At 72.3% G+C, this 26,139-nt stretch carries 25 protein-coding genes; 8 read left to right on the top strand and 17 right to left on the bottom strand.

Annotation, left to right across the window (positions count from 1 at the left end):
- Window positions 1–86 precede the first annotated feature (86 nt).
- Window positions 87–515 carry a MarR family winged helix-turn-helix transcriptional regulator gene (locus ACFYUV_RS13040; RefSeq protein WP_387668267.1) on the bottom strand — a complete coding sequence of 143 codons (429 nt, stop codon included), beginning with the start codon at window positions 513–515 and terminating at the stop codon, window positions 87–89.
- A 64-nt stretch (window positions 516–579) separates the two neighbouring features.
- Between ACFYUV_RS13040 and ACFYUV_RS13035 the strand changes: the two genes are divergently transcribed.
- Window positions 580–969, top strand: a complete 390-nt coding sequence (locus tag ACFYUV_RS13035) for a VOC family protein (protein WP_387668264.1) — start codon at window positions 580–582, stop codon at window positions 967–969.
- Window positions 970–983: 14 nt separating this feature from the next.
- Here the strand turns inward: ACFYUV_RS13035 and ACFYUV_RS13030 are convergent, their stop codons facing one another.
- Window positions 984–1,766, bottom strand: coding sequence for an SDR family NAD(P)-dependent oxidoreductase (locus ACFYUV_RS13030; RefSeq protein WP_387669267.1), 783 nt, complete (start codon window positions 1,764–1,766; stop codon window positions 984–986).
- 106 nt (window positions 1,767–1,872) lie between these two features.
- Between ACFYUV_RS13030 and ACFYUV_RS13025 the strand changes: the two genes are divergently transcribed.
- On the top strand, window positions 1,873–3,447 hold the full coding sequence (locus ACFYUV_RS13025; protein ID WP_387668261.1) for a DUF4434 domain-containing protein: 1,575 nt from the start codon (window positions 1,873–1,875) through the stop codon (window positions 3,445–3,447).
- A gap of 15 nt (window positions 3,448–3,462) precedes the next feature.
- Here the strand turns inward: ACFYUV_RS13025 and ACFYUV_RS13020 are convergent, their stop codons facing one another.
- Entirely contained in the window at window positions 3,463–4,140 is a 678-nt protein-coding gene (locus ACFYUV_RS13020) for a TetR/AcrR family transcriptional regulator C-terminal domain-containing protein (RefSeq protein WP_387668258.1), read from the bottom strand.
- A gap of 80 nt (window positions 4,141–4,220) precedes the next feature.
- Between ACFYUV_RS13020 and ACFYUV_RS13015 the strand changes: the two genes are divergently transcribed.
- Together ACFYUV_RS13015 and ACFYUV_RS13010 are read left to right on the top strand one after the other, a co-directional pair.
- Complete coding sequence (locus tag ACFYUV_RS13015; protein WP_387668256.1) at window positions 4,221–4,649, top strand: hypothetical protein; 429 nt, start codon at window positions 4,221–4,223, stop codon at window positions 4,647–4,649.
- Complete coding sequence (locus ACFYUV_RS13010; RefSeq protein ID WP_387668254.1) at window positions 4,646–5,170, top strand: nitroreductase family deazaflavin-dependent oxidoreductase; 525 nt, start codon at window positions 4,646–4,648, stop codon at window positions 5,168–5,170. The genes ACFYUV_RS13015 and ACFYUV_RS13010 overlap by 4 nt, the downstream gene beginning before the upstream one ends.
- Here the strand turns inward: ACFYUV_RS13010 and ACFYUV_RS13005 are convergent.
- Window positions 5,156–6,037 (bottom strand): arginase family protein, encoded by an 882-nt coding sequence (locus ACFYUV_RS13005; RefSeq protein ID WP_387668251.1) that lies wholly within the window; start codon window positions 6,035–6,037, stop codon window positions 5,156–5,158. The two genes, ACFYUV_RS13010 and ACFYUV_RS13005, sit on opposite strands and share 15 nt — an antisense overlap.
- A gap of 28 nt (window positions 6,038–6,065) precedes the next feature.
- On the opposite strand from ACFYUV_RS13005, the gene ACFYUV_RS13000 reads away from it, so the two are divergent.
- Window positions 6,066–6,605 (top strand): CGNR zinc finger domain-containing protein, encoded by a 540-nt coding sequence (locus ACFYUV_RS13000; RefSeq protein WP_387668248.1) that lies wholly within the window; start codon window positions 6,066–6,068, stop codon window positions 6,603–6,605.
- A gap of 19 nt (window positions 6,606–6,624) precedes the next feature.
- Here the strand turns inward: ACFYUV_RS13000 and efeB are convergent, their stop codons facing one another.
- The 7 genes from efeB to ACFYUV_RS12965 all read right to left on the bottom strand — a co-directional run bounded on the left by efeB (window position 6,625) and on the right by ACFYUV_RS12965 (window position 14,471).
- A complete protein-coding gene (gene efeB, locus ACFYUV_RS12995; RefSeq protein WP_387668246.1) occupies window positions 6,625–7,896 on the bottom strand; it encodes an iron uptake transporter deferrochelatase/peroxidase subunit in 1,272 nt (423 codons plus the stop codon).
- Between the two features lie 6 nt (window positions 7,897–7,902).
- Window positions 7,903–9,042 (bottom strand): iron uptake system protein EfeO, encoded by a 1,140-nt coding sequence (gene efeO / locus ACFYUV_RS12990; RefSeq protein WP_387668244.1) that lies wholly within the window; start codon window positions 9,040–9,042, stop codon window positions 7,903–7,905.
- A gap of 11 nt (window positions 9,043–9,053) precedes the next feature.
- Window positions 9,054–9,887: an iron uptake transporter permease EfeU gene (gene efeU / locus ACFYUV_RS12985; RefSeq protein ID WP_387668242.1), complete on the bottom strand. Its 834-nt coding sequence runs from the start codon at window positions 9,885–9,887 to the stop codon at window positions 9,054–9,056.
- A 123-nt stretch (window positions 9,888–10,010) separates the two neighbouring features.
- Window positions 10,011–11,378 (bottom strand): glycoside hydrolase family 5 protein, encoded by a 1,368-nt coding sequence (locus tag ACFYUV_RS12980; RefSeq protein ID WP_387668240.1) that lies wholly within the window; start codon window positions 11,376–11,378, stop codon window positions 10,011–10,013.
- Between the two features lie 2 nt (window positions 11,379–11,380).
- Complete coding sequence (locus tag ACFYUV_RS12975; protein ID WP_358283240.1) at window positions 11,381–12,226, bottom strand: carbohydrate ABC transporter permease; 846 nt, start codon at window positions 12,224–12,226, stop codon at window positions 11,381–11,383.
- Entirely contained in the window at window positions 12,223–13,182 is a 960-nt protein-coding gene (locus tag ACFYUV_RS12970; RefSeq protein ID WP_387668238.1) for a carbohydrate ABC transporter permease, read from the bottom strand. Before ACFYUV_RS12970 ends, ACFYUV_RS12975 begins: the two co-directional genes overlap by 4 nt.
- Window positions 13,179–14,471, bottom strand: a complete 1,293-nt coding sequence (locus ACFYUV_RS12965; RefSeq protein WP_387668235.1) for an extracellular solute-binding protein — start codon at window positions 14,469–14,471, stop codon at window positions 13,179–13,181. The genes ACFYUV_RS12970 and ACFYUV_RS12965 overlap by 4 nt, the downstream gene beginning before the upstream one ends.
- A 152-nt stretch (window positions 14,472–14,623) precedes the next feature.
- Here ACFYUV_RS12965 and ACFYUV_RS12960 point away from each other — a divergent pair, with 152 nt between their 5' ends.
- Window positions 14,624–15,634: a LacI family DNA-binding transcriptional regulator gene (locus ACFYUV_RS12960; protein ID WP_358283246.1), complete on the top strand. Its 1,011-nt coding sequence runs from the start codon at window positions 14,624–14,626 to the stop codon at window positions 15,632–15,634.
- A gap of 175 nt (window positions 15,635–15,809) precedes the next feature.
- Here ACFYUV_RS12960 and ACFYUV_RS12955 read toward each other — a convergent pair whose 3' ends face one another.
- From ACFYUV_RS12955 to ACFYUV_RS12945, 3 genes are all read right to left on the bottom strand, one after another.
- A complete protein-coding gene (locus tag ACFYUV_RS12955) occupies window positions 15,810–16,523 on the bottom strand; it encodes an RloB family protein (RefSeq protein ID WP_387668231.1) in 714 nt (237 codons plus the stop codon).
- Window positions 16,475–17,749, bottom strand: a complete 1,275-nt coding sequence (locus tag ACFYUV_RS12950) for an ATP/GTP-binding protein (protein WP_387668229.1) — start codon at window positions 17,747–17,749, stop codon at window positions 16,475–16,477. The genes ACFYUV_RS12955 and ACFYUV_RS12950 overlap by 49 nt, the downstream gene beginning before the upstream one ends.
- A 103-nt stretch (window positions 17,750–17,852) precedes the next feature.
- Complete coding sequence (locus tag ACFYUV_RS12945; RefSeq protein WP_387668226.1) at window positions 17,853–19,229, bottom strand: FAD-binding oxidoreductase; 1,377 nt, start codon at window positions 19,227–19,229, stop codon at window positions 17,853–17,855.
- Between the two features lie 46 nt (window positions 19,230–19,275).
- On the opposite strand from ACFYUV_RS12945, the gene ACFYUV_RS12940 reads away from it, so the two are divergent.
- Complete coding sequence (locus ACFYUV_RS12940) at window positions 19,276–19,629, top strand: nucleotide pyrophosphohydrolase (protein ID WP_364325070.1); 354 nt, start codon at window positions 19,276–19,278, stop codon at window positions 19,627–19,629.
- Window positions 19,630–19,652: 23 nt separating this feature from the next.
- Here ACFYUV_RS12940 and ACFYUV_RS12935 read toward each other — a convergent pair whose 3' ends face one another.
- Entirely contained in the window at window positions 19,653–21,131 is a 1,479-nt protein-coding gene (locus tag ACFYUV_RS12935; RefSeq protein WP_387668224.1) for an MFS transporter, read from the bottom strand.
- An 89-nt stretch (window positions 21,132–21,220) separates the two neighbouring features.
- On the opposite strand from ACFYUV_RS12935, the gene ACFYUV_RS12930 reads away from it, so the two are divergent.
- A complete protein-coding gene (locus ACFYUV_RS12930) occupies window positions 21,221–24,346 on the top strand; it encodes a BTAD domain-containing putative transcriptional regulator (RefSeq protein ID WP_387668221.1) in 3,126 nt (1,041 codons plus the stop codon).
- A 63-nt stretch (window positions 24,347–24,409) separates the two neighbouring features.
- On the opposite strand, the gene ACFYUV_RS12925 is transcribed toward ACFYUV_RS12930, so the two are convergent.
- Both ACFYUV_RS12925 and ACFYUV_RS12920 read right to left on the bottom strand, forming a co-directional pair.
- Window positions 24,410–24,862 (bottom strand): SRPBCC domain-containing protein, encoded by a 453-nt coding sequence (locus ACFYUV_RS12925; RefSeq protein ID WP_358283260.1) that lies wholly within the window; start codon window positions 24,860–24,862, stop codon window positions 24,410–24,412.
- Between the two features lie 4 nt (window positions 24,863–24,866).
- On the bottom strand, window positions 24,867–26,075 hold the full coding sequence (locus ACFYUV_RS12920) for an MFS transporter (RefSeq protein WP_387668219.1): 1,209 nt from the start codon (window positions 26,073–26,075) through the stop codon (window positions 24,867–24,869).
- Window positions 26,076–26,139 lie beyond the last annotated feature (64 nt).

Genomic DNA, 26,139 nt, shown 5'->3' with positions numbered 1-26,139 from the left:
CTCCATCTAACATGATCTGATTCTTTGTGCAAAGAGGGCAGTTGTTGTGACAGTTGTTCGTCAGTTGACGTGAGTTATGGGATTTGTCAGGGTGAGAAGAGTTTTGTGACCAGGCTGTGGAGGTCCCGGCGCTCGGCGTCGGTCAGCGGGGCGAGCGTCTCCCTTTCGACGTCCGCGACCACCGCGCGGGCCCGTTCCAGGGCGTCCCGGCCGGCGGCGGTCAGCGAGATCCGGTAGCGGCGGCGGTCGGCGGGGTCGCGCTCCCGGGCGGCCAGCCCTTCGGCCATGAGGCCGTCCATCAGGCGGACCATGTCGCTCGGGTCGAGGCCCAGCCGGTCGCCGACCTCCCGCTGGGCGGCCGGGCCGAAGTCGTCGAGCGTGGCCAGCGCCGCGAACTCCCACAGGCTCAGCCCCGTGTCGGCGGTGAGTCGCGTGGCCAGGGCGCGCCGGCCCGCGACGCCGACCTTGTGCAGCACGAAGGTGGTCGTCCCGAGCAGGGTGGGTGGCAGTTCCATCTCGTCGAGAAGTGTAGGTTGTTCCCAATAGTTGGTGACCACCCACTAATTTCGGAGGATCAGGATGGACGCTCTCTACCCTCGGCTGCTGGTGCGCGACTTCCCGGCGAGCGTCGCCTTCTACCGGGCCGCCCTCGGGCTGGAGCCGGTGAAGGTGCTGACGGAGGCCGCGTACGCCAACTGGGACATCGACGGCCAGGCCGGTCTCGTGCTCTTCGGCCGCGACTGCGTCGCCGAGGTCGTCGGCACGTCCGGGCTGCCGGTGGCGGGCGCCCAGGACACGGTGATGCTGGTGATGCGGGTCGACGACGTCGACGGCGAGGCCGACCGGCTCGTCGGGCTGGGCGCCACCGTCGCCGCGCCGCCGCAGGACCGGCCCGCCTGGGGGCCCGGCCTGCGTACCGCCCACCTGCGCGACCCGGAGGGCAACCTGATCGAGCTCCAGTCGTACTGAGCGCGGGCGGGCGGTCAGGGCAGGATGGCGTCCACGTAGCCGCCGTCCACGCGCAGGGCGCCGCCGGTGGTCGCCGAGGCGAGCGGCGAGCTGAGGTAGACGACCATGTTGGCGATCTCCTCGGGCTCGATCAGCCGCTGGAGCAGCGACTGCGGACGGTGCTCGCGCATGAACGCCCGCTGCGCCTCCTCCCACGGCAGCTCCCGGTCCACGAGCTGGTAGACGAACTCCTCCACGCCGCCGGTGTGCGTGGGCCCGGCGATCACCGAGTTGACCGTCACCCCGCTGCCGGCGGCCTCCTTGGCGAACCCGCGCGAGACGGCCAGCAGCGCCGTCTTGCTCATGCCGTAGTGGATCATCTCGGTGGGCGTGACGATGGCCGAGTCGCTGGCGATGTACTGGATCCGGCCCCAGCCGCGCTCGATCATGCCGGGCAGGTAGGCGCGCGTGAGGCGCACCGCCGACAGGACGTTGACCTCGAAGAAGCGCCGCCACTCCGCGTCGTCGATCTCCAGCGCCGGCCTGGCCTCGAAGATGCCCAGGTTGTTGACGAGGATGTCCACCTGCGGCAGCGAGCCGAGCACCCGCTGGAGCCCTTCGTCGGTGGCGACGTCGCCGGGCGCGGCGACCAGGCCGCGATGGTCCATGCGCTCGATGGCCGCGGCCACCGAGCGTTCGCTGCGGCCGTTGACGCCGACGCGCGCGCCCGCCTGTGCCAGACCGGTCGCGATGGCCGCCCCGATGCCCTGGGTCGAGCCCGTGACCAGCGCCGTCCTGCCACTGAGGTCGATGCTCACCATGACTCCATTGTCCGTGCCGCCCCGCGGCCGGCCGGCACCGGGGCACTACCGGCCGCGGATCGGGTAGATGCCTACTCTGGTCGGTACGTCGAGGGGAGCATGGGTGCGCCGGTTACGGTGGCTGGTCGTGATGGCGGTCCTCGCCGTCCTCGTCGTGGTCCCGGCCGGGCCCGGCGCCGGCGACGACGGGTGCCCGCCCAGGGACCCGCGGGTGACCTCGCCGTACGCGATCACCGGCTACTGGGTCATGCCCCGGGCCGACGTGTGCGTCACGCGGCGGACGGTGGAGGCGATCCACTCGCTCGGCGGCGACACGCTCGTCACGTTCGGACCGCGGTTCGACGCCGGGCCGATGGAGCCGGAGTTCGCCGCCTGCCGGGTGGACGGACGGCCCTGCGCACAGGTGCCCGGCAAACGGATCCGGCACGTCTACACGTACGTGACCAGCGAGGAGTTCGGGCGTTCCGTGCTGCGCTGCCCGGGGCTCGACCGGCGGATCGACAGCGGCGGGCGGGTCTTCTACCGCGTGTCGCTGGCCGCGTCGTGCGCCGCGCGCGTCCAGGACGTGGTGCTGGTCTCCACCGACGGCGACGGGCTCGGCAACCTGGTCGAGGAGGCGGCGGCGTACGGGATGAAGGTGTTCCCCGGGCTGCCCGCCGCGCCGCAGCGGCGGGGCAAGCCGTGGGAGCCCGACCTCGCGCACCTCGCCGCGCTGAACGCCTTCACCGCGCGGGTGCTGGCCGGCTACCGCGAGCGGTTCGGCGGGTCGGCCGCCTTCGGCGGGGTCTACCAGTCGTTCGAGCTGGCCATGCGCGAACGGGGGCCGCGCGACCCCGTCCTCGCCCTGTACGCGGCCCAGCACGCGGCCGTCGCAGCCGTGCTGCCCGGCCGGAAGATCCTGGTCAGCCCCTACATCGACGCCCGCAGGGGCCGCGGTTTCCCGCCCGGCCAGGTGCCCGGCGGGCTGGCCGACATCGCCGCCACCCGCGCCGGCGCGCCCATGGCCGTCGCCGTGCAGGACGGGCGGGGCACGGGCAAGGTCCCCGTGCACGGGATCGAGGAGGGCGGGTCCATGGTCGCCCCCCGGCTCGTCCCGGTGGTCGGCCGGGTGCGCAACGCCGACGGCTACTACGGGCCCACCAGGGACTACATCGAGGCGGCGGCCAAGAGTGTGCCCGCCGGGGTCGAGCTGTGGGTCAACGTCGAGGGCTTCGAGCCCGCGCCCGCGGACGGCGAGTGCGGGCGGGTCGAGCCGCTGCCGTTGCGGGGACGCACCAGCAAGGCCCGGCTCGACCAGCAGATCATGGCGACGGGCGGGCACGCCTCGAAGATCATCTCCTATGGCTGGGAGCCCTTCTTCACCTGCCAGGCGAGCCCGTCCACCCCGTCGCTGGCCGACGACATCGCGAACGGCGGCCGGGAGCCGATCATCGTGAACGCCTACCGCGAGGAACGGGACGGCCGGCCCGGGATCACCGTCGAGGGCTACAACCTGCGCGGCGGCACCCTGCGCTTCGCCTCGCCCGGCGGCCGTGAGGTCGGCGTGGCCCAGCGGTGGCACGGGCCGGGCCGCCCCGAGTCGGCGTGGGCCCCGTACGTCCCGCCGGGCCCGTGGACCTCGGTCACCGCCACGAACGCCGCCGGCCGCACCAGCACGAGCGGGTACGTCTTCCGCTAGCGCTCGCCGCTTCCGTCAGGGTTCGCCGCTTTCGCTGGGTTCGCCGAAGCCGCGCAGCATGGCTTCGAGCGCGAAGACGAAACGGCGGTCGGTCCCCGAGGACGGCTGGGCGCGCCGCGCCCGGGTGGCCTCGGCCAGCAGCGGGGTCTCCACCAGGTCCGGCTCGGGGATGTCGCGCATCGCGGGCGCGGCCCGCTCGGCCCCACCGGCGACCCCACCGGCGGCCAGGACGGCGACGTGGCCGACGACGAAACCGGTCACGGCGTAGAGCATGTCCAGCGCGCGGTCCGGCGGCAGCCCCGCCGCGCGCAGCACGCGCAGCCCCTCCTCCATCAGGCGCAGGTTCCCGGGCGTGATCGCGGGACGGCTGACCACCAGGGGGACGACGTTCGGATGCGCGAGCAGCGCCCGCAGCAGCGCGTGGGCGTACTCGCGCAGGCCCTCCTGCCACGAGACGGCCTCGGTCAGCAGCGGCGCGGCCTGCGTGACGACCTGCTCGACCAGGCCGTCGAGCAGCGCGTCCTTGCTGCCGACGTGCTGGTAGAGGGACATGGCCTCGACCCCGAGCTCCTGGCCGATGCGGCGCATGGACAGCGCCTTCAGCCCTTCGCGGTCGGCCAGCGCCAGAGCCGCCCGCAGGATGGCCTGCCGGGTCAGCCCGGCGTTCTGGCCGCGGGTGCGTTTCGGGGACATGGTGCCCTTTCTCGATTCTTACGTGGTAAGTATAGTCAAAACATACTTTGTAAGAATGTCGTCCAGAAGGGACTCATGTCATGACAGGGAAGCCGCGCGGAGCCTCCGCCCTGCTGTACGGCGGCGCCGCGCTCACGGTGCTGGTCACCCTCTTCGCCTTCGCCTACCGCTCCGGGCTGGCCGAGTACCTCAGGGCGGGCTATCCGGAGCTGGGGCCGGGGAGGATCGACGAGGGGGTCACCGCGTACACGGTGATCCTCTCGGTCGTGGGGGCGCTCGGGCTGGCCGGCTGGCTCGTCACCGTCCGGGCGGCCGGGGCGGGCAGGGGGTGGGCCCGATGGATGGGGGCCGGGCTGTTCGTGGCGGCTTCGTGCATCGCGCTCGCGGGCCTGACCGTCCGGGACAGCAACGGCGAGGTCGGCCTGGCGCCGCTGCTCGGCTGGCTGCAGGTCCTTCCGCTGGTCCCGGGGCTGGTGGCGGTCGTGCTGCTGTGGAGGAGGGCGCGGTGATCCACGTCGCCCGGTGGCCGGGGGCGCTCAAGCGCCTGATGTACCGGGGCGGGCGGCCCAACGCGCTCACGCGGGCGATGAACCGGCTCGACGCGCTGACCTACGCCTCCCGGTGGCTGCCGCTGCCCCAGGGGGCGGTGCTCCAGGTGGTGGGACGCCGCAGCGGGGCGCTCACGTCGGTGCCCGTCGCGGTCGCCAGGCACGACGGCGGCGAGTACCTGGTCTCCATGCTCGGGCCGGAGGCGAACTGGGTGCGCAACGTCCGGGCCGCCGGCGGCCGGGCCGTGCTGCGGCGTCGCAGGCGGGCGGCGCCGATCCGGCTGGCGGAGGTCCCGGTCGAACGCCGCGCCGAGATCCTGCGCCGCTACGCCGCCGTGGCGCCCGGCGCGCGGCCCCACCTCGGACTCGGCCCGAAGGCGCCGCTGGACAGTTTCCGCCGGATCGCGGCTGGTCATCCCGTCTTCCGCATCCTGCGGGCGGACGGCTCCGCCCCGGACGGCCACGGGTCAGGTCAGGGCTGAGACGAGGATGTCGGTCAGGGCGGCCGCCTGGCCGCCGTCCTCGTCGAGGTCGGGGTCGAAGATGGTGAACTCGATCCCGGCCGCCCCGGGCAGCGCGAGCAGCCCGCGGAGCAGGCCGGCGAGCTGGTCGCCGGTCAGGCCGCCGGGGGTGGGCGAGTCGACGGCCGACAGCACGGACGGGTCGAGCACGTCGGCGTCCACGTGGATCCAGAAGCCGTCCAGGTCGTCGCGCACGAGCACGCGCTCGGCGGCCTCCAGGGGGATGTCGTCCCCGGCGACGAAGGCGATGCCCTCGGCGGCGAGCTCCTGGACGTCGTCGCCGTCCCGGACGCCGAGCACGATGACGTCCTCGTCCCGGACGTACGGGCGCAGGCCGTCGATGTCGGTCAGGTAGTCGTCGCCGCGGCCGGTCACCAGGGCCAGGTCCTCGCCGGCCGCCGCGCCGACGTGCGGCGAGTTGCCGAGGTGGCGGAAGTCGGTGTGGGCGTCGAGGTAGGCCACCCCGTAGCGGCCCGTCCTGCGCAGGGCGAGCGCGGGGCCGAGCAGGATCGAGCAGTCGCCGCCGAGCAGGACGGGGAAGCCCCCGCCGGCCCTGATCCCGGCCACGCGGTCGGCCAGCCGCCGGGTGTAGGCGGCGATGGCCGCGCCGTTGCGCACGCCGTCGCCGGGCTTCCAGGTGGCCACGTAGCGGGGCGGGACCAGCGCGCCCGCGTCGGCCGCGCCGATCCGGGCGACCAGCCCGTTGTCCCGCAACGCCCAGGGAGCCTTGTAGCAGCCGGGGATGACATCCTCGGCGAGTGGACGCAGGCCGAGGTTGGACGGCGCGTCGAGGACGGTCAACTTTCTGTCAGGGGTTATAGTGCTCATAGTCGTGACGGTAGCAGGAGGGTGAGGGATGCGCCAGTTCATCGAGACGGGTCTCGTGGCCGTCGATCTGGCCAACACGTGGGACGAGTACCTGGACGATCCCGAGCGGCTGCCCGACGTGGCGGAGCTGCGCCGCTTCTGCCGCGAACTGGGCGAACCGCTTGAGAACGACCACGGGCTCGGCGAGGAGGACCTGCGGGAGGTCAGGGAGGTGCGCGAGCGGCTGCGGGCGGTGCTGGCCGCCGAGCCCGGCGGCCGGGCGGGGGCGCTGGCGGAGTGGGTGGCCCGGCTGCCGGCGCGGGCGGCGGTGGAGCACGCGGGCGGCGTGCCCCGGCTGCGGCTGGTCGCGCCGGACGGGGCGACGGCGGCGGGCCGGCTCGCCGTGCGGGCCGTCACCGAGCTGCTGGAACTCGCGGCGGCCGGCGACTGGGAACGGCTGCGCCAGTGCGCGGCCACGCCGTGCGCCGACGCCTTCGTCGACCGCAGCCGGCCGGGCAAGCGGCAGTTCTGCTCGACCCGCTGCGCCAACCGCGCCCACGCCCAGGCCTCGCGCGCCCGCCACCGCTGACGGCGGGCGCTGAGCAGGGTCAGGCGAACAGGGTGCGGCCCCAGTAGTCGCCCGCGTCCTGGACGCCGGGCGGGCAGGCGAACAGGCCGCTGGAGACGTGCTTGATGTACTCGTTGAGCGCGTCGTGCCGGGCCAGGTTCATCTGCACGGGCACGAACTGCTTGCGCGGGTCGCGCTGGTAGGCGATGAAGAACAGCCCGGCGTCCAGGCGGCCGAGGCCGTCGGAGCCGTCGACGAAGTTGTAGCCGCGGCGCAGCAGGTGGGCGTTGCCGTTGTTGCTCGGGTGCGCCAGCTTGACGTGCGAGTCGTCCTTGATCAGCGGCTGCCCGTCGGGGCCCTTGGCGGCGAAGTCCACGGGGTCGAACTCGGCCTTCCTGCCCAGCGGCGCGCCCTCGCCCTTGTCCCGGCCGAAGATCTGCTCCTGCTCGGCGAGCGAGGCGCGGTCCCAGGTCTCGATCGTCATGCGGATCTTCCTGGTGACCATGTACGTGCCGCCCGCCATCCAGGCGGGACCGTCCGAGCCGCTCGCCCACAGGTGGTCGCGCAGCAGGTCGGCGTCCTCCAGCTTCATGTTGTTGGTGCCGTCCTTGAAACCCATGAGGTTGCGCGGCGTGGCCTGGGCCCGCGACGTGGACGACGTACGGCCGAAACCGAGCTGCGACCAGCGCACCGAGACCTTGCCGAAGCCGATCCTGGCCAGGTTGCGGATGGCGTGCACGGCCACCTGGGGGTCGTGCGCGCACGCCTGGACGCAGATGTCCCCGCCCGAGATCTCCGGGATGAGCTGTTCGCCGGGGAACTTCGGCAGGTCGGCCAGCGCGGCCGGTCGTTTGCCCGCCAGCCCGAACCGGTCGTCGAACAGCGACGGGCCGAACCCGATCGTGAGCGTCAGCCCCGAGGCGGGCAGCCCCAGCGCCTCGCCGGTGTCGTCGGGCGCCGCCTCGGCCGCCCCGCCCACCGCGCCGAACGCCCCGGCCTCCTTGCCCTGCGTCAGCCGGGCCGCCGCGGCCGTCCACTCCTGGAGCAGGTCGACCAGCTCGGCCTTCTTGTCGGTGATGACGTCGAAGGCGACGAAGTGCAGCCGGTCCTGGGCGGGCGTGACGACGCCCGCCTGGTGCTGCCCGTAGAACGGGAACGGATCGGACGTCGATGCGGCGTGCGCGACCGGCGGCTCCTCCAGCAGCGACCTGGTCGTCACCGCCCCCGCCCCGAGCACGGCCGCGCCCGCGGCGCCCAGCCCGAACAGCTTGCGGCGGCTCATCCGCCCGCCGGCCTGCGACAACGCCCCCACCTCCCGTTACTTGGCGATGACCGGTGCGATCTTACTGATCGGCTCGGCCAGCGCGTTGATCGCGTCGGACAGCGCCTTCAGCTCGGCCTTGGACAGCTCGTCGTGCAGCTTCCAGCCGTCGCCCTTCTGGTGCGCGCCCAGCGCGGCCTCCGCGGCGGCGAACTTCTCGTCCAGCGTCTTGACCAGGTCGGGGGAGCGCTGCTCCAGCACCGGGCGCAGCGACTGCACGGCGGCCTTGGAGCCCTGGAGGTTGGCGTCGAAGTCCCACAGGTCGGTGTGCGACCAGATGTCCTCCTCGCCGGTGATCTTCCCGGAGGCCACCTCGTCGAGCAGTTCCTTGGCGCCGTTGGCCAGGTTGAGCGGGGTCAGCTCGGCGGCGTTGGACTTCTGGACGATGGTCTTGACGTCGGCGATCAGCTTGTCGGCGACCGGGCCGTCCTTGCTGATGTCCTTCTTGATCCACAGATCCTTCTCGATCCGGTGGAATCCGGTCCACTCCTCGCCGTCGGCCAGGTCCGCCTCGCGGGCGTCGATGGCCGGGTCGAGGTCGCCGAAGATCTCCGCGACCGGCTCGATGCGCTCCCAGTACGTCCGCGAGACCGGGTACAGCTCCTTGGCCTTGTCGATCTCGCCGGCCTTGACGGCGTCCACGAACTCCTGCGTCTTGACCAGCAGCGTGTCGCTCTGCGACTTGATGTAGCGCTTGTAGCTGGCGACGGCGTCGGCGAGCTGGGCGTCGGAGGTGAGCGCCTTGTGCTCGCCGGTCACCTTCAGCGCGTTGCGGATGCCCTTGCCCACCATGCCGGGCTTGCAGACGGTCTCGTACGCGCCGGCCGGCAGCTCGGCGACCAGCTCCCTGGTCAGGCCGGGCACGATGTTCTCGACCTCGGCCATCACCCGGTCGCCGGGGGCGTACACGTAGAACTCGGTCACCTTGGAGCCGCCGTTGGTGATCGTGAACGTGCTCGTGCCCGCCGCGATCTCGGCGGTCGCGACCTTGCACTCGGTGTCCGACGCGGCCACGGTGATCTTGCCGGGTGCGGCGGCCGGGCCCTTGGCGGTCTCCGTGGCGGTGGTGCCCGAGCCGCACGCGGTCAGGCCCGCGAGGGCGAGCGCGCCGAAGGACAGGCTGATGGCGGTACGCATGATGCTCCTGTTCAGGCCGCGGGTGCGGTGGAGGCGGGAGTGGTCTTCACCCGCTGTGGCAGCAGGAAGAGGAAGAGAGTGGGCGCGAGGTAGACGATCCAGGCCACGGCCTCGGCGATGCTCGGCTGCGGCGTGATGTTGAGCATGCCGGAAAGCAGCGCGCCGTACCAGGAATCGGCGGGCAGGACGGCGCTGATGTCGAAGGCGTAGGAGCTCAGGCCGGGCAGGATGTTGGCTTCCTGGAGGTCGTGCACGCCGTACTTGAAGATGCCGGCGGCGACCAGGATGAGCAGCAGGCCCGTCCAGGTGAAGAACTTGGTGAGGTTGATCTTCAGCGCGCTCCTGTACAGCCCCCAGCCGATGACCACCGACGTGAGCAGCCCGAGCGCGATGCCGAGCAGGGGGTCCACGGTGGCGGTCGCGCCCTGGACGGCGGCGAAGAACAGCAACGCCGTCTCAAGCCCCTCGCGGGCCACGGCCAGGAAGGCCATCACGACCACCGCGAGCGAGCCCATCTGCAGCGCGTCGGAGAGCTTGCCCCGCAGCTCGCCGGAGAGCGCGCGGGCGGTGCGCCGCATCCAGAAGATCATCCACGTGACGAACGCGACGGCCAGCAGCGAGGTGATCGCGTCGAACAGCTCCTGCCCCATGTGCCCGAGGTTGGCGGCGGTGAAGGTCAGCAGCGCGCCGAAGCCGACGGACAGCGCGACCGCCGCGGCGACGCCCGTCCAGACCTGGGGAAGCTTGTCCTTCCTGTCGCTCTTGACGAGGAAGGCGATGAGGACGGAGACGACGAGCGTCGCCTCCAGTCCCTCGCGCAGTCCGATGAGGTAGCTGGCGAACACCGTCACTCCTGCTGGCTGAGGAAAGGCTTACCTAAATTAGGGCAGCCGAAGCATACCTAGCGCAAGCAGTGATGGCGATAGTTTGCCCGGTGGTGTGACGCACCCGACTGTATGAGCGGTTTGTCACCCGGTGAGATTGGCGGCCAGCAGGTCGAGCAGCGGCTCACGCCGTACGCACTGCTCCAGCGTGAAGGAGTCGGCCAGGGCCAGCAGCTCGTCGTCGCCGAGCCCCCTGAACAGCCCGGCGTACTCGGGCAGCAGGGCCTGGGCGAGGAGGATGTGCCTGATCAGGTCGTCGGTCTGGTAGCGGGCGCCCCACGGGTAGGGCGTCCAGTCCGGGAACTCGGTCTCGACCAGCCGGTGCAGCGGGGCGAGCACGTCGGCGCACTCCTCCATGGTCGAGCCCCACCGGTCCGCGCCGAGCCGCCGCTTCTTGCCGATGAACGCGCCGAACCGGTCCAGGTACGCCCCCGACGCGTGCACCAGGCCCTGGAGGCCCACGTCCTTGTACGTCCAGAGCGACCAGCCCGCGTCGTGGGCGTCGTAGATGTCGAGCTGGTCGCGCAGGACCTGGTAGCGCTGCGCGTCCCGGTCCGGGTCGCCGGTGTAGACCGGGCCGAACTCGCCCACCCACAACGGCGTGCCGGTCTCGCGCTGGAACCGGGACCGCCGGGCGAAGGTCTCCTCCAGCTGGCCGCGGTCGCACCACTCGCCCCTGGTGAGCCCCGGGTACGGGCCGCCGTGGGCGAACCCGGCCAGGGCGTAGTCGTGCATGACGAACACCGTGTTCTCGTACATCTCCCGGAACATCGAGAAGTCGGTGGCGTAGGTGTTGCCGTCCAGGAACAGGACGTGGTCCGGGTCGGCGGCCCGTACGGCCTTGACCAGGCGGTCGTAGAACGGGCCGACCACCTTGCCCGAGACGTCGCCCGGCTCGTTCACCACGTTGTACCCGGCCACCCACGGATGCCCGCGGTAGTGGTCGGCCAGCGCCTCCCACAGGTGCACGGCCCGGTCCTGGAAGTGCCGGTGCTGCCAGAACGCCGCCACGTGCGTGGGGTTGTCGCTGTGCCAGTGCTGGTTCTGGGAGCCGGGCAGGGCGTGCAGGTCGATCACGCTGTAGAGACCGCGCTCGCCCAGCAGGCCGATCACCCGGTCGAGGTGCCGGAAGCCCCTCGGGTCGATCTCCATGGGCCGGTCGTCGGACTCCCAGTGGTGGTAGTTGACCGGGATGCGCACGCAGTTCATGCCGAGCCCGGCCAGCAGCCCGGCGTCGCTCCCGGTGAAGAACGAGGTGAGCAGCCGGTCGAAGAAGAGCTCGGCCCGCTCCTCGCCCAGCACGCCGGTCACCGCCGCGCGCATCGAGGTCTCGTTGGCGGGATAGCCGGTGATGAAGTTCTCCATGTTCATCCAGCCCCCGAGGCCCACCCCCCTGAGCCGGACGGGCGTGCCTTCGGGGGTGAGGAGCCGGCTTCCTGAGACGTGGAGCATGTTCACCCTTTCGTCGCACCCGCGGTGAGCCCACCGACCAGGTGACGTTCAGCGATGGCGTAGAACCCGAGCGCCGGCACCATGGCCAGGATCAGGTAGGCGAGGACGCGGGCGGTGTCGGTGGCGTACTGGCCCTGGAACTGCTGGATGCCGAGCGGCAGCGTCCAGCTCGACTCGTCGCTGAAGACCACCAGGGGCAGCATGAAGTTGTTCCAGCTCCCCACGACGGCCAGCACGGAGACCGTCGCCATGGCCGGGCGGGCCATCGGCAGCAGGATCCGCCAGAAGAACCCGAACGGCGAGCAGCCGTCGATGATCGCGGCCTCCTCGATCTCGCCCGGGATGCTCCGGAAGAACCCCCGCAGGATGATGATCGTCAGCGGCAGCCCGAAGGCGGCCTGCGTCAGGATGACGCCGAGCGGGTCGTCCAGCAGCCCGAACGCGCGCAGCAGCACGAAGATCGGCAGGATGGCCACCGCGAACGGGAACATCAGCCCGGCGGTGAACAGCGTGAACAGCGCCTCCCTGCCGCGGAAGGCGAACCTGGCGAAGACGAACGCGGCCAGCGCCGCCAGCGCGACCATCACCACGGTCGTCGCGACCGCGATGAACGTGCTGTTCCACACCTGCCGCCAGAACGACCCCGAGCCGAGCACGTCGGTGTAGTTCGCGGTGACCCACGGATCGGGCAGGCCGAAGGGGTTGCCGGAGAGCTGGCTGTTGCTCTTGAACCCGCCGAGCAGCGCGTACACGATCGGCGCCAGGATGAACGCGCCGACGATCCAGGCGATCGCGTGCAGGGGCAGGGTGGGACGGCGCCGCCGCGCGGGCGGCCTTCCGTGGTTCATCGGCGGCCTCCCATGGACGTCGTCGCGCCCGCCAGGTCCCGGCGCATCACCACGCGCTGGTAGACGAGGGCGAAGACGAGGCTGAGCGCGAACATCACGACGCTGATCGCGTTGGCGTAACCCACCTGGGAGCGCTTGAAGCCGAACTCCATCATGGTGACGGCCATCGTCTCCGAGGAGTGCGACGGGCCGCCGCCGGTGAGGATCCAGACCAGGTCGAACAGCTGGATGGTGTAGATGACCGACAGGAACACGCTGATCCTGATCGTCGGCCCGAGCAGCGGCAGCGTGATGTGCCGGAACGTCTTCCAGGGCGTCGCGCCGTCGATCTGCGCGGCCTCGATCAGCTCGTTCGGGATGCCCTGCCGTCCGGCCAGGTAGATCATCATGTGGAAGCCGAAGTACTTCCACGTCATGACCAGGAAGAGCGCGGGCATCACGGTGTCCGGATCGGCCAGGAACTCCGACTCCAGCCCGAACACCGACAGCAGCTGGTTCGCCATCCCGCCGTCCGGCGCGAGGATCAGCGAGAACAGCACGCCGGTGATCACCTCGGACAGCACGTACGGGGCGAAGAACACCAGCCGGTAGACCGCCCGCCCCCGGATGCGCTGGTTCAGCAGCATCGCCACGGCCAGCGAGAACGGCAGCTGGACCAGCACCGACAGCAGCACCAGGACCGCCAGGTGCCACAGGTCGGTGGCGAAGATGCCGGACGACAGCAGCCTGGTGAAGTTGTCCGGCCCGACGAACTCGGTGGGCAGCCCGCCGAACCCGTTCCACTTGAACGCGCTGGCGTAGACCGCCACCAGGATGGGCGCAACCACCAGCAGGACGAAGAGCACCAGCGCGGGCAGCAGGAACAGCGCGATCGTCACCGCGCGCCCGCGCCGCCGGCCCGGCGGGGCGGGGACCGGCGGCGCGACCGCCGCCGGCCCTCGGGTCAGCGTCGTCATTCGCTCTTGGCCACTTCGCTGATGTCCTGGCCGATCTGCTCCGGCGTCTTGGTCCCGGCGATCAGCTCGGCCACGCTGTCGTTGACCTGCTGGCCGACGGCCGGCGGGTAGGCCTGGTCCAGATAGAGCTGGTAGCCGGAGGCCCCGGCCAGCAGGGTCGCGACCTGCTTGAGGTTGGCGTCCTTGACCGCGCTCTCCTCGCCCTTGAGCACCGGCAGCACGCCGCCCGCCGCCACGGCCTTGGTGTGCTGGTCCATCCGCGTCATGAACTTCACGAACTCCACGGCCTGCGGGGGCGCGTCCGCGCCCACCGACAGGCCGTTGCCGCCGCCGAAGGCGTCGCCGATCGAGCCCTTGCCGCCCTCGACCGCGGGGAAGGGGAAGAAGCCCAGGTCGTCGCCGAGGCCCTTGCCGGAGTCCTTCTGCACGGCGGGCGCCCACTGGCCCATCAGCTCCATGGCGGCCTTGCCGTTGGAGACCGTGGCCGCCTGCCCGTCGGGGGTGCCGTACCCCGCGCCGAGGAAGCCCTTCTGGAACGGCTGGAGCTCGGCCAGCGCCTTGACCTGCTGTCCGGCGGCCACGAAGTCGGGCTTGGTGAAGTCGTGGTCCACGCCCGCCTGCGTGAGCGCGGGCAGGCCGGCGATGCGCATCGCCAGATAGGCCCAGTAGTAGTGGCCCGGCCACTTCTCCTTGCCGGCCAGCGCGATGGGGGTGGTGCCGGACGCCTTCAGCTTCTTGACGTCGTCGAGGAACTCCGCCCAGGTGGCGGGCGGGGCCGTGATGCCGGCCTTGGCGAAGAGTTTCTTGTTGTACCAGAAGCCGACCAGCCCGATGTCCGTCGGCAGCCCGTACGTCCTGCCGTCGAACTGGTACGCGCTCAGCGCCGCGGGGGTGAACGTGCCCAGCACGGGGGCGACGTCGGCGGAGACGTCCTTGACCAGGCCGGCGTCGATCTGCTGCTTGAGCACGCCGCCGCCCCACGTGACGAAGACGTCGGGGGCCTTGCCCGACTGGGTGATCGTGGTCAGCTTCGCCTTGTAGGCGTCGTTCTCCAGCACCGTCGCCTTGATGGTGACGTCGGGGTGCGCGGCCTCGAAGTCCTTGGCCCGCTGCGCCCACAGGGACTTCAGCGGTTCGGCGGTGGACAGGTGCCACCATTCCAGCGTCACCTTGGCGGGCTTCTGGCCGGGCTGCGAGCCGCCGGGCTGCCCGCCGCTCTCGCCACTCCCGCCGCTGCCGCATCCGGCGACGAGCACGGCGGTGGCCATGAGGATCAGACCGCGTTTCATCCAGGGGTCCCTTCATCGGGCACGAGCGGTATGAAAGTTTCGTGTAGCCCCCGATAATTTCGTTGATCGGAGCATAGGTATGTGCTGCGCAGGGCGTCAATAGCTGTCTTGGGAGCGATCCCAGTCCGAAACTTTCGGATACACTCCCGAACGTGTCAGCTAAGAGGCGCGTGACGATCGCACTGATCGCAGAAGAGGCCGGGGTCTCCATCCCCACGGTCTCCAAGGTCATCAACGGCCGGCCCGAGGTGGCGCCGGCGACCCGTCACAAGGTCGAACGGCTGCTCCAGGAACACGGCTACCAGCGGCGCGTCAGCCAGGACGACACCCCCGCCGGTCTGGTCGACCTGGTGTTCGCCGAGATCGAGTCGCCGTGGGCCATGGAGATCGTGCGCGGCGCGGAGAGCGCGGCCCACGAGGCCGGGGCCAGCGTCGTCATCTCCGTGCTGCACACCCACGCCGGTCCCGGCCGCGACTGGCTCGAACGCCTGGCCGCCCGCCGCACCGACGGCGTGGTGATCGTCGCCTCGCGCCTGTCCACCGGCGTGCAGGCCCAGCTCAGCGCGCGGTCGCTGCCGTTCGTGGTGGTCGACCCCGAGGGCGAGCCGGCCCCCGGCATCGTCTCGGTCGGCGCCACCAACTGGAACGGCGGCCTGGCCGCCACCCGCCACCTGCTCGAACTCGGCCACCGCCGGATCGGCATGATCAGCGGCCCGGCCGACATGCTGTGCAGCCAGGCCCGCGTCGACGGCTACCGGGCCGCCCTGGAGACGGCCGGCGTGCCGCTCGCCCCCGAACTCGTCCGGCGCGGCACCTTCCTCGTCGACTCCGGCCACGACCAGGGCCACGAACTCCTGTCACTGGACGAGCCGCCCACGGCCATCTTCGCCGGGTGCGACCTGATGGCGTTCGGCGTGTTCGAGGCCGCCAGGCAGCGGGGGTTGCGCGTTCCGGAGGACCTGAGCGTCGTGGGGTTCGACGACCTGCCGCTGTCGAAGTCGGCCTGGCCGCCGCTGACGACCGTGCGCCAGCCGTTGCAGGAGATGGCGGCGCTGGCCACCCGTACGGTGCTGGGGATGGGGAAGGGCGAGGTGCCCGACACGAAACGGGTGGAACTGGCTACGGAACTGATCGTCCGCGAAAGCACGGCCGCCGTGGAGTGAGGTGCGCTCCAAAGGTCTTCGCCCTCCGGGCTCAGGCGCCCTTCCCCAGGCGCCTCCGGCGCCTTGGCGCCTCGCCTTTGACCTGCGAGACCCCTTCACATCCGCCGGTCGACGGCCCTGGTCGTATATGCGGCAGTTCGTTGCTCGGTCGCCGAGCCAGTTCCCACCGGCCGCCTCAGAGGAATGGCGGGATGCCGAGGCTTTCCAGAAGGCGCCACATGCCGCTGGACGGGTCCTGGTCGAGGAGGTCGCAACGCGGTTCGGAGCCGCGCGGATGGGAGCACCCGCCGGAGGCGCAGCGCCTGTCCAAGCTCCGCGCGTTGTCGAACGCGGTCTTGAGACGAGGCATGAGGTGGTCGGCGCGGGCTTTGGTGATCCTCTTGTCTCTCGCCCCGAAGCCCGCGAAGCCAGGCCGCTGCGACAACAGCTGGTGGACCTGGTGGTTACGGCCGTCCTGCGGTTGGTCGTAGAGGCCGTAGTGCAGGTAGAGCCAGAAATCGAAGGACGGGTGGGACAGGGCCACCCTGATCTTGGAGTGCTCCTTGAGCGCGCTCAGGGCGTCGTCCAGGTCACCGTGCTGGTCGCGGTCGAAGAGTGCCCAGATTTCCGCGTACTGCTCGTTGTCCGGTCGAAGAGCGTCTTCCTCGGCCACGGTCAGGGCGCGCTGGGCGACTTTCCACGGCTTCATGTCGTCGGGCCGGTACTTCGGCATGTCGATGCGGAACGAGCACTGCCGGGAGAACGCGTTCTGCAGCATCGTGAGGTAGTCGTACTCGGTCACCGCGCCCTCGGCGACGGCGTAGAAGATGCGATTGGCGGCGCGGGGCGGCGGCTGGGCCGTCAGGCTGGAGCCGCGTTGGCGCTTCTTTCTGACCTTGTCGGGGCACATGTGAGGGCCTCTCCCGCCTCGCGTGCCAGCTCGCCGGGGGCGACCCGTGGCACGCCGCCGAAGCGGCCGAGCAGCCAGCCGCGTTCGAGGTTCTCGTTCGGACGGGGCGGTGGACGCATGCTCGACAGCGGATACAGCTCCGTCGAGCCCCTGGGGTCCTTCTCCGCCATCCAGACCACGTCACGGTCCAGGATCCGCTCCCCGCCCGCGAGCGGACGCAGCAGCGATGCGTCGTGCGTCGTGAACACCATCTGCGCCCCTCGGGCGTTGACCTCGGGGTCTTCGAACATCCTGATCACCTCGGCCGCGAGCGCGGGGTGCAGGCTGGCGTCCAGTTCGTCCACGAGCACCGTGGTGCCGTGCTGGAACGCCTCCAGCAGGGGCCCCAGCATCGCGAACCAGGCGCGCGTGCCCATGGACTCGTGCGCGAAGTCCAGAGAGGCCGTGTGATCGCCGGCGCGGTGGAGCAGCCGGACGTCGCCGCGCGCCAGAGTGTCCTGGTCGAAACCGACGATGCCGAGGTCGGCCCGGGTCAGGAGGCGGCCGACCTGCTCCCTGAACCGTTCGTCCGCAAGGGCCCTGGCCTTGGTGAACTCTTGGCGCTGGGGCAGGTCGTGTTCGGGGCTGATCAGCCACAGATTGTCGCGGAACCACTCGAACACGGGCAGCAGTTGCTCGTTGTTCCACTCGGCGGCCACCGTGAGGAAGAGGGAGTCCGGGCGGGTCTTCCGCGCCAGGTCCTGCTTCTCGCCGCGCAGCCCTTCCCCGGCGAAGCGGATGTCGTCGCCGTCGCGGTCGAACCAGACCTGACGCCGGCCCTTGGGATAGGCGTGCAGCCATTCGGCGTGGACGCGTTCGTCGTCCAGCTCGAATCCGTAGGTGTAGCGGACACCCGCCAGTTCGAGGTCGATCTCGACGAAGGAGGCTTCGTCCGCGCAGCCCGGGTCGAGCGCGAAGGGGATCCGGCGAGTCGGCTTCTCCTCGCTGATCCACGCCACCGAGTGCAGCACGGCCTGCCGCATCAGCCGCAGGCCGGCGAGCGTGTTGCTCTTTCCCGAGGCGTTGGCTCCGTAGATCCCCAGGACCGGGAGCACGGACAGGGGCCGCCCTCCCTCCCGGACCGGGATGGGGCGGGCGGTGCCGTCGTTCAGCTCCGTCGCGATCAGTGAGAGACGCTGGTCGTCACGGAACGACAGGACGTTGGCCAACCGGAAGTTGAGAAGCACGGTGTCTCCCTTGTCAGGATCACCATACCCATTTGAAGCCGTCTGGCGTGCCTTTTGTTCGCCAGACGCGGCCAAATGGGTGTCACGGGCCTGGCGGTGCCCGTCAGAGGAACAGGTTGTCGGGGTCGTGGGTGGTTTTGAGGGAGGTGAGTCTGGTCCAGGCGGACGGGGTGTACGCCTCGGCGGCCAGGGCCGGGGCCTGCGGGCCGGCCAGGAAGTTGCGGAAGCGGAGGCCCGTGCTCGACGGGTCGGCGGGGTCCAGGGGTGGTTTCGGGTTCGTGCCCGCGAAGGCGATCGTGGTCAGGCTGTAGGCGGCCGTGCGGTGGTCGATCGCGTTCGGGACGTCCGGGGCGGCGGCCAACGCGCCGCCGAGGCGGCGGATCTCGACCATCGCGAAGTCCGGGTCGGCGCGGTCGAACAGATCGGCGTCGAGGGTGTGCAGCATCAGGGAGAGCTCGCGGTAGGCGGCGGGTTCCGTGGGGTCCTCGTGGACGGCGGCGATCTCGGTGTAGGGGCGGTCCCTGACGGTGTCCTCGGCCGGGTTCAGGGCGCGGAGAGGGGCGATCAGCTCCTCGGGCGTGAGGTGCGAGGGAGCGGGGCTCAAGGAGGCCGGGTTCGAGCGGGTGAGGTTCGAGAGGGAGCGGGCGGGTGGAGAGAAGGGGGTGGCGTGGGCGAGGCGGACGGCGGTGAGGTGGGCGTTCGGGAGGCGGAGGAGGGCGATGGAGGTGTTCATCGTGTCCGGCAGGTCGCGGCTCCAGCGCAGCCAGGCGGCCAGCAGCTCGGACGCCCGTTCGGCCGGGAAGCGCAGCATGCCGCCGTGGAAGCGCGGGACGGCGGCCAGCTCCAGCTCCATCGCGGTCACCACGCCGACGCCCGGACGGCCGCCGCGCAGGGCCCAGAACAGCTCCTGGTGCTGGTACGGGCTCACCGTGCGCAGGGTTCCGTCGGCCGTGACCAGTTCCAGGGACCTGACCCGGTCGGCGGCCCAGCCGAACGTGCGGCCGAGCACGGGCAGGCCGCCGCCCAGCGTGTAGCCGACCGCGCCGACCAGGGGGGAGGAGCCGTTCGGCGGGGCGAGGCCGTGTCCGGCGGCGGCGTCGATGACCTGGCCCCAGCGCACCCCGGCCCCGACGCGGGCCGTGCGGGTGGCGGGGTCGACGGACAGGCCGGTCATCCGGCGGGTGTTGATCAGCAGGGTCCCGTCCACCGAGGCCGACAGGCCGTGGCCGGTCGCCTGGACCGCCACCCGCAGCCCCGCCGACCGGGCGTGGTCGATCGCCTTCCGGACGTCGTCCGCGTCCCGGGCGCCGACGACCACGGCGGGGCGGACGGGGCCGGCGACGGTGTTGAAGCGGGCCGTCTCGTCGTCGTACCCGGGGTCGCCGGGGACGAGGACAGGGCCGTTGAAGTGGGAGAACACGGACGCCAGTCGATCGCGGAAGCGGCCGGGGAACCAGACGGGGTTCGCCCGGACTGTCATCACCGGTCGTGATGAATCGGCCGGCGGGCCAGTAGGGTCGGGTGGCGTGAGCGAGGAGCTGGAAGGGCTGGCCGTACGGCTGCGGGAATTCGCGCGGGCCCGCGACTGGGAGAGGTTCCACACGCCGAAGAACCTGGCGATGGCGCTGGCGGGGGAGGCGGGCGAGCTCGTCGCGGAGTTCCAGTGGCTGACCGCCGAGGAGTCCGCGAGCCCCGACCCCGACACGCTCGCCCGCATCCGCGCCGAGCTCGGCGACGTGACCCTGTACCTGGTCCGGCTGGCCGACGTCCTGGGGGTCGATCTGGTGGCGGCGGCGACCGCCAAGCTGGCCGACAACGAACGCCGCTACGACGCGGCCGGCTACCGCGGCTCGGCCAGAAAGGCGCCGCCGTCCGCCTGACCGGGCGAGCGGGCCGGAGGGGGTCAGGGCGTCGGGCGGTGGTGGCGGAGGGTGAGGAGGGCGAAGACGGCCAGCCCCGCGAAGACCACCGCGCTCACGGCCCCCACCGTGTTGAGCCCCGCCGTGAACGCCGCCCGCGCCACCTCCAGCAGGCCGGGCAGGTCCTTGGCGGCGGTCACCGCCGCGCTGATGCTCTCCCGCACCGCCTCCACCGGCAGGTGCTCGGGGAGCCGCCCGCGGTAGACGGCCGTGCCGAGGCTGCCGAGCGCGGCCACCCCGACCGCCACCCCGAACTCGCCGCTCGTCTCGGTCAGCGCCGCCGCCGACCCGGCCTTCTCGGCGGGCGCGGCCGTCATGATCACGCTGTTGCCCGCGCCCATCGGCAGCGCGATGCCCGCCGAGGCCAGCACCAGCCCGGTGACGACCAGCCCGGTCCCGCCCACGCTGGGGACCTGGGTGTGCAGGAACAGCCCGACGGCGCCCAGCGCGAGCCCGGCGGCCATCACGTACGCGGTGCCGATCCGGGCGGCGAGCCGCGGCGCGACCGACAGGGCCACGATCATCGCCACGTTCTGCGGCACCAGCCACAACCCGGCGCCCAGCGGCGACAACGACTCCACGGTCTGCAGGTACTGGGTGGTCATGAGCGTGGTCCCGGCCATGACGATCCCGCCGAGCGACATGATCCCCAGCGTCGCCGCGAACGCGCGGTTGCCGAACAGCCGCAGGTCCAGCAGCGGGTTGGCGAGGTCGCGCTGCCGCCTGACGAACACCACGCCGAAGGCCGTCCCGGCGGCGACCGCGATCAGGGGGACGGGCTGCCAGCCGCCGCGCGCGACCTCCTTGAGCCCGTAGACGACCGGCAGGATGGTCGCCAGGGACAGGGCCACGCTGGCCGGGTCGAGGCGGCCGGCGTGCGGGTCGCGGTACTCGGGGAGCAGCAGCCGTCCGGCGACCAGCACGGCCGCCATGAACGGCACGCCCATCAGGAACGCCGACCCCCACCAGAAGTGCTCCAGCAGCAGCCCGCCCACCAGCGGGCCGACCGCCATGCCGAGCATGAAGCAGCCGTACCAGAGGCCGATCGCGGTGCCCATCTGCCGGCCGTCGGTGAACATCGTGCGGATCAGCGCCAGCGACGACGGCAGCAGCGTCGCCCCCGAGACGCCGAGCAGCGCCCGGCACACGATGAGCATCTCCGCGTTCACCGAGTACGCGGCGGCCACCGAGGCCGCGGCGAAGGCCACCGAGCCGATCAGCAGCAGCCTGCGCCGCCCGATCCGGTCGCCCAGCGTCCCCATCGTCACCAGGAAGCCGGCCAGCATGAACGAGTAGATGTCCAGGATCCACAGCTGCTGCGGCGCGGAGGCGCCGAGTCCGGCGCTCAGGTGCGGCAGCGCCAGGTAGAGCACGCTCAGGTCGATGGAGAGCAGCAGGGCCACCGAGGCGAGGACCGCCAGGCCCGTCCATTCGCGACGTCCAGCGAGGGTGCCGGTCTTCATGTCGTTTCCCCTTTCGTCGCTCTCACCGTGCCGGAGGGCGCTTCCGGTGCGCTTCTCGTGGGCTTACGGCGGCACATAAGGTGACGGACATGCGTTTTGGGGTGTTGGGCTCGCTGGCCGTGTGGACCGACGCGGGGGAGCCCGTGACGATCCCCGGGCTCAAGGTCCGGGCGCTGCTCGCCGACCTGCTCGTCCACGAGGGCCATCCGGTCTCGGCCGACCGGCTGGTGGAGGACCTGTGGGGCGAGGAGCCGCCGGGCAACCCGGCGGGCGCGCTCCAGGTGCGGGTCTCCCAGTTGCGCAAGGCGCTGGAGGACGCCGAGCCGGGTGGCAAGAACCTGGTGGTCTCGCGGGCGCCCGGCTACCTGCTGCGCACCGATCCGGGAGCGCTCGACGCGGACCGCTTCGCCGGCCTGCTGGCCCGTGCCGAGGCCGCCGACAGCCCGCGGACCAGGGCGGGGCTGCTGGCCGACGCCCTGGCGCTGTGGCGGGGGGCGGCGTACGCCGACTTCGCCGACGAGGAGTACACCAGGTCGGCGATCGTCCGGCTGGAGGAGCAGCGGCTCACGGCGCTGGAGCAGCGCGCCGAGGCCCGGCTCGAACTGGGCGAGCACGGGCTGCTCGTGGGCGAGCTGGGCGACCTGGTGGCCCGGCATCCGCTGCGGGAGCGGCTGCGCGCCGTGCACATGCGCGCCCTGTACCGGGCCGGACGGCAGAGCGACGCCCTGGCGAGCTTCGCCGAGCTGCGCGAGCGCCTGGCCGACGAGCTGGGCCTCGACCCCGGCCCCGAGCTGGTCGCGCTGCACCAGGCGATCCTGGCCCAGGACCCGGCGCTGAGCCTGCCCGCCGAGCGGCCCACCACGAACCTGCCCGCGTCCGTCAGCAAGCTCGTCGGCAGGGACGAGGCGCTGACCGAGGTCTGCTCGCTGGTCACCGCCGAGCGGCTGGTGACGCTCACCGGCACCGGCGGCGTCGGCAAGACCAGGCTGGCGCTGGAGGCGGCGCACCGGCTGCTGGACGGCTTCGCCGACGGCGCCTGGCTGGTCGCGCTCGACGGCGCCACCCACTCGCCCGCCGAGGCGATCATGGCCGCCCTGGACATCCGGGAGGACCCGTCCGGCGGCGACGTGCCCGAGCGGCTGGCCGCGGCGTTGCGGCCGAGGCGCGTGCTGCTCGTGCTGGACAACTGCGAGCACGTGGTCGAGCAGGTCGCCGAGGTGGTCGACGCGCTGCTGGCCGCGGCGCCGGGCCTGACCGTCCTGGCCACCAGCCGGGAGCCGCTCGGCGTGGACGGCGAGGTCCTGTGGAGCGTCCCGCCGCTCGACCTGCCGGCGGGCACCGACCTGACGGAGATGGCCCGTTCGGACGCCGTCCGGCTGTTCGTCGCCAGGGCCGCCGCCTCGGCCCGCGGGTTCGCCCTGGAGGCGGGCAACGCGCAGGCGGTGGCCCAGCTCTGCCGGCGGCTCGACGGCATCCCGCTGGCCCTGGAGCTGGCCGCGACGCGGGTGCGGGCGCTGGGCGTCCAGGGGGTGGTAGACCGGCTGGACGACCGGTTCAGGCTGCTGGCGTCCGGGCGAAGGGGCGCGCCCGCCCGGCAGCAGACGCTCACCGCCGTGATCGACTGGAGCTGGGACCTGCTGTCGGACGAGGAACGGGTGGTGCTGCGCCGCCTGGCCGTGCACGCCGACGGCTGCACCCTGGAGTCGGCCGAGGCGGTGTGCGCCGAGCCGGGGCTCGACGTGCTCGACCTGCTGGCCCGGCTGGTCGACCGCTCGCTCGTGGTGGTCACCGAGAGCACGACGGGCGTCAGGTACCGGCTGCTGGAGTCGGTGTCGGAGTACTGCGTGGGCCGTCTGGCCGACGCCGGCGAGCTGGCCGACGTGCGCCGCGCCCACCTGCGCCACTACCTGGAGCTGGCCGTGGCGGCCGAACCCGGCCTGTACGGCGGCGAGCAGCGGGACCGCCTGCTGCGCCTGGACGCCGAGTCGGCCAACATGCGGGCCGCGCTGGACACCGCGATCGCCGAGGGGGCCGCCGACACCGCCGCGCGCCTGGTCAACGCGCTGGCCTGGTACTGGTTCCTGCGCGGCCGGCTGGCCGAGGGCAGGCGCTCGCTGGGCGCGGCGCTGGCCGTCGCGGGGCCGGACGGCCCGGCGAGGCACCGGGCGGCGGCCTGGCACGCCGGGTTCGCGCTCCTGCTGGGCGAGCAGGTCGCGTGGGAGCCGCTGCTGGAGCGCGTCGCCGACCCGGGCGAGCGGGCCAGGGCCGAGCTGTTCGCCGGCATGAGCGTGCCCGACATGGTCACCGGCCAGGAGCTGACCGGACGGGCGCTGGCCGCCTGCCGCGCCCTCGGCGACACGTGGGGCGTCGCCGTCGCGCTGGCCAGGCGGGCGCGCGACGCGTTCACCATGCGCGACACCGAGGCGCTGGAGCGGGACGCGGGGGAGAGCGCGCGGCTGTTCGGCGAGCTGGGCGACCGCTGGGGCATGTTGCAGGCCACCGAATGGCTGGCGGGCGCGGCCGAGATGGCCGGCGACCACGAGCGGGCGCGCCGGTTGTTCGCGGAGGGGCTGCGCATGGCCGAGGAGCTCGGCCTGTGGCCCGAGGTGGCCGGGCGCATCGCCTGGCTGGGCTGGACGGCCCTGCACGACGGCGCCTACGACCAGGCCATGGAGCTGTGCGGACGGGCGCTGAAGCTGGCGCTCGGCCAGGGCTACAAGATGGGCGAGACCATGGCCGAGATGGGCCTGGCCTTCGCCGCGCGCCGCGCCGGGCTGCTCGACCTGGCCGAGTCGCACCTGCACCACCTGCTGGCGGGCCTGCCGCGCGACCCCGCCGTCGAGCCGCCGCTGCACCTGCCGGACCTGCTGGTCGAGCTGGGCCACGTCACCGAGCTGCGCGGCGACCCGGCCGCGGCCCTGGAGCTGCACCGGGAGGCGCTGGCCGCGGCGGTCAGGGTCGGCGACCCGCGCACGGCGGCGGCGTGCGTCGCGGGCGCGGCGTCGGCGGCCGGGCCGACCGAGCGGGCCGCGGTGCTGCTGGGGCTGGCCGCCGCGGTCCGCGAGCAGATCCGGACCCCGGCCAACGCCGCCGAACGCGAGGAGGAGGAGCGGGTCACGGCCCGGGTCCGGGACGCCCTCGGTGAGCACGCCTTCGCCGCGGCGTACGAGCGGGGCGGCACGTACAAGCTGGACGACGCCCTCGGCCTGTTCTGAGGATCGGCGTGTCGAGGGGCGGCGTGCACGGGGTCGGCGTGTCGAGGGCCGGCGTGTCGGGGGTCAGCGGGCGACATGCTCGGCCAGGCGGTCGAAGAACTCGTCCCAGCCGGCCCTGGCCTGCTCGGCGTGCTCCTGGTCGGTGTTGACGCCGAACTGGTGGAAGCGCATCTCGGTGCCGCCGTCCCGGTCGAGCAGGTCGAGCGTCACGACCGAGGCCGGGCCGTCGCCGGGGTTGTCGGGGTCGCCGGTGGTGAACACCAGCCGGGCGGGCTCCCGCACCTCGCGGTAGGAGCCCTCCAGCGTCGCCTCGAACCCCTCCTCGCCGACGAGCGTCGCGCGCCACCGGCCGCCGGGACGGGCGTCGAGGGTGATCCGGCCGACCGGCGTGGCCAGCATGCGGGGGCCGAACCAGCGGGAGAAGCGCTCGGGCTGGGTCCAGGCGGCGTAGACGTCCTCGCGGGGGGCGTCGAAGGTGCGGACGATCTCGTACTGCGCGGTCTGCGTCGTTGTCATGCCTCTACGATGCGGGAGCGGCCTTACGGTCCTCTTCCCGTGGCCTTACGGTGATCTGCCGCACCGGCCGCAGGGACAGCAGCGCCAGGCAGCCGGCGACCGTGACCAGCGCGGAGAAGCCCAGCACCTCGCGGGAGCCCACCAGGGCGGCCACCGGCCCGGCCAGCGCCTGGCCGATCGGGAGCGACATGGTCGAGCCGCCGATCTCGTACGCGCTGACCCGGTTCAGCGCCTCGGCCGGCACCAGCGTCTGCACGCTCGTCGCCCACATCACCGACCAGAACGCCCACCCCGCCCCGCCCACCACGTGGCAGGCCATGATCACGCCGAGCGGCACGCCGGCCGCGAAGCTCAGCGGCTCCAGCGCGAACAGGAACATGCCGATCCCGCCCGCCACCAGCGGCCTGGCCGGCCTGATCCGCAGCGCCACCAGGCCGCCCACGATCGTCCCGGCCCCGCTCGCCGACATGACCAGCCCGTACGCGGTCTGCCCGTACGCGTCGGTCACCAGCACCGAGCCCAGCGGGATCAGCGGCCCGAACAGGGCGATCCCGAAGACCACCCAGATCAGGATGACGCTCCACATCCACGTGCGCGACCGGAACTCCCGCCAGCCCTCCCGCAGCCGCACCAGCACCGGCTCCTCGCCGGAGCCCGCCACCCGCACCCGCATGAGCAGCAGGCACGCCGCGCTGATCGCGAACCCGGCCGAGTCGGCGGCGAACACCACGCCCACCCCGGCCAGCCCGACCAGCGCCCCCGCCAGCCCCGGCCCGAGCAACTGCATGATCGCCTCGGACATGCGCAGGGTGGCGTTGGCCCGCTGCACGTCGGCCGCGATCCGCGAGATGGTGCCCGCGACGCCCGGCGTGTACATGGCGGCCGCCGCCCCGGCGACCGCCGACAGCGCCACGACCTGCCACAACTCCGGCCGGCCCAGCCCGAACAGGGCCGCCGTGCCCGCCTGCGTCGCCGTCCTGGCCAGGTCGGCGCCGACCATCATGCGGCGGGGCGTGAAGCGGTCCATGAGCACGCCGCCGAACAGGATGAGCCCGGCCATCGGCACCATCCAGGCGGCCAGCGCCAGGCCGACGCCGGTGGCGCCGTAACCGGCGTCGTGCATGCCGAGCGCGGTGGCCACCGGCATCATCGCCGAGCCCAGCATCGACACCGTGCGGGCGGTGAAGAAGAGCACGAAGTCGCGCGTCCACATGGACGGCCATCATGCCGTAATAAGTAAACCTTCCTATCAATTGGGGGCCGTGTTCCCGGCGCCC

The organism is Nonomuraea sp. NPDC003560 (assembly GCF_042878785.1).
GTDB lineage: Bacteria > Actinomycetota > Actinomycetes > Streptosporangiales > Streptosporangiaceae > Nonomuraea.
The sequence above is the reverse complement of the archived record's forward strand: the minus strand, read 5'-3'. Positions and strand labels throughout refer to the sequence as shown.